We start from the raw sequence: 2,944 nt of genomic DNA, 5'->3' as shown, positions 1-2,944 counted from the left end.
GTCTTACATAGCCTGTTCTGCCAATCGCTAGAACAAGTCCGATAAGGAAGTTGAGTAACAGCAATACTTGCCAGAAAGCACCAAACCATTTAGTTGAGTAACTAAAGCCTGCATTAACCATTTCGGAAAGAGCAGTGGTGTTAGTAATGGCAAAAATAACAAATAGAATTAAGAAACTACCACTTAGCCAAAGGACTGGGTTGCCTAATTCTAATTTTTCAAAGAGGGATCGAGCTTGTGTGTATGATGGAGGAGTTGCTTGAGTGTTGAGGTGTTCGCTGGCGACATTCGTCAAGTCGGACATTTTACTTTCACTATTTTTGGTTCGTTAGAACCTATGTATTTCCCTCACAAGTTTCATCAAAAGTGTGAGGTTCGTCAAATGGTCGGCGATACTAACACAATTATTACTACCAGGTAAAAGGTTGGCAAAAAGAATTCTCAAACAGGTGTAAACCCAATCAACCACTTAATATTAAGTCACTGACTGGTGGTTTTTTTTAACCGTTTACAGGTTAGGCGTGGTTATTTTGTTCGTGGGTGAATTTTGAACAGTGGCGTAAAAAAGGCGAGAATGTGGGATTGAGATAAGAATGACTATTCACTCTTATCTCTAGCATTGATCATTAGATCTTCAAAATTCAGATGGCACTTCGAACTCTAGTTCTTTTCCACTGACGGGGTGCTTAAGTTTTAAATAGCCTGCGTGCAAGTGAAGGCGGTTGAGTTTAAAACCATACAAGTCATCCCCCGTAATTGGTACGCCAAGCCCTTGAGGGTGAGCACAATGAACTCGAAGCTGATGAGTTCGCCCAGTTTTGGGGTACAGGTGAACTTTTGTCTGGTTATTCGTTCGCTCAATCACTTGCCATTTAGTTTCTGCATGACGCCCATTTTCATAACAAACTAATTGTCTTGGTCTGTCATTAATATCGCCAGCAAGTGGAAGAGTGATAATGCCAGAGTCACCCTCTACTTTGCCATCAAGCAAGGCAGTGTAGCGTTTTTCTACCGTTCGATTGATGAATTGCTGCTGTATATTTTTGTTGGTCTCTGGTGTCAGCGCCAGTACCAAAAGCCCCGATGTAGACATATCCAATCGATGAACAATAAGAGGTCCGGTCGCTTCAGGGAATTGGGCTTTAATTCGAGTGTAGACAGAGTCTTCAATAAACTTCCCAGGTACGGATAGAAATTCAGCAGGCTTATTGACCACAATCATGACATCGTCTTGGTAAACAACCTCGAACTTTTTACCGATAGAAGGGGTGACGATCAAAGGATTATCTTCCAACGCTACACCTTCAAGCATGTATTCAAGAATTTCAAAACACTTACTTTGACAAACAGGGTATAGGTTTCCGTGCTGACGTATTTCTGCTTTTGGTGGCAAGCCCCACCAGAACTCGACCATCGCTATTGGCTTTAGCTTGTTCAGATACGCATAGTTGAGTAATTTTGGTGCGCAACATTCCCCTGTTCCAGTCAGAGCTGGTTGCCCTGCTAGCAGCTCATGCAGAGATTTTTGCTCTTGAACTTTGTTTGAAAATTGAAAGTGTTGCAGTCGCAAGCTTTCCAATTCTGTTTGCAGGTGTGTCACCTTGTGAGTAAGAGCGTCTAATGCTTCTTGCTCGGTATTGATTTCACTCTCAAGGTTTTGTAAGGACAGTTGGTTCTCAAGCTTGAGTGCTTTGAGTTCTCTTTTCTCTCGGCTGCTTTCATTACCTAGGTCACTAATTAATTGAGTAAGCGCAGCTGGATCAAGGCTTCCTTCCGCTTCTTTTCGTCTTTGTTTTCTGAGCTTCTTCCCTTCAGCCGTAGCGTCTTGCATTTGCTTGAGCTTAGCTTCTGAAAGAATGCGCAACTGCTCTAACTTATTGAGGTTGTCGTTATCTACAATGTGTTTCTGGTGCTCTTTTAGCTTCAAATTAGCGGCTGCAATTTTGGCCTTTAGCGGCTTTGAAGACATAGCGAAGGCACTTTCATTGAATACTTGTGGAACAAAGAGTGGGACGAAGGCTTCGGTTTGACTGGTCGTTAGGTGCAGCTCGCCAGAATGTGCGAGCAAATAGCCTAATTGCTTAGCTTCGTTCTCAACGACTAAGATCCCAAACATATTACCGATGGAGTTCTGACTCACGCCAGACTTCAATAATTGCTCTTGCACTTCATTTAGCGCAATTTCGCAGATTCGATGAGGCGAGTAATAATACGGAAACGTAAAACGTTCGGGTAATTGGATATCGGAAACATCACAATGAAATTGGGTGAAATAATCGGTTTTAGAATCAAGCATGTAGGAACTCATGGGTAAACAGGTCGCATTGAGGGGCTGAATAGGGAGCCTTGCTATAGCACAAGGCTTTTGCTGCATTTCGTTATGCCATATTTGGCTGTGCTGTACGAGGTAATGAACCTACGCACGCAAATGGCTAAGGAACATCGAAACACAACTTTTTAAATAAGTATCACGCTGTTCGTTTGACTGTTCAATATTAACGCCAAGGTATCGCCAGTACACAGATTGACCGTGAAACATTAATAGTAATTGAACGGCAGTATCATGGCTTGATAACTCTAGCTTAATAGTGCCATCCCCAACTTTTTTCTCTAGGTATTCTTGTAACACTTGCGTGGTTTGCTCTGGTCCAAAACGTAAGTAGACCTGTGCAAATTCAGGGTGGCTGTCGACATTGCTGACCGCATTACGATAGGTATTTAGCGAACCCGGCTTAAGCAGCATTTCATGTAGTCGTAATCCAAATTGAAACAATGCATCTTCAATTGAAACGCTAGGGTCAAAAATGGCTTGGTCAGCTTGATTCTCCATGCACTTCATTTTCATGCTGGCTTCAAACAGGATGTCTTTCGTTTTGAAATGTGAGTACACCGTTTGCTTAGATACATCTGCTAGTTTGGCAATGCTATCCATATTGGTGTTGTA

Annotated in this window: 3 protein-coding genes; all 3 read right to left on the bottom strand. The window is 42.4% G+C overall.

Annotated features, from left to right (window positions below; genetic code table 11):
- Positions 1–304, bottom strand: a 304-nt coding sequence (locus L4C33_RS21170) for a BCCT family transporter (protein WP_428814367.1), incomplete at its 3' end; no start/stop codon positions are given.
- A gap of 330 nt (positions 305–634) precedes the next feature.
- A complete protein-coding gene (locus L4C33_RS21165; protein ID WP_428814366.1) occupies positions 635–2,296 on the bottom strand; it encodes an RluA family pseudouridine synthase in 1,662 nt (553 codons plus the stop codon).
- A gap of 120 nt (positions 2,297–2,416) precedes the next feature.
- A partial coding sequence (locus L4C33_RS21160; protein WP_428814365.1) for a TetR/AcrR family transcriptional regulator occupies positions 2,417–2,944 on the bottom strand: 528 nt, incomplete at its 5' end.

This window comes from Vibrio makurazakiensis (assembly GCF_050337375.1).
Taxonomy (GTDB): Bacteria; Pseudomonadota; Gammaproteobacteria; order Enterobacterales; family Vibrionaceae; genus Vibrio; species Vibrio makurazakiensis.
This window is presented reverse-complemented; position numbering and strand designations above follow the sequence as displayed.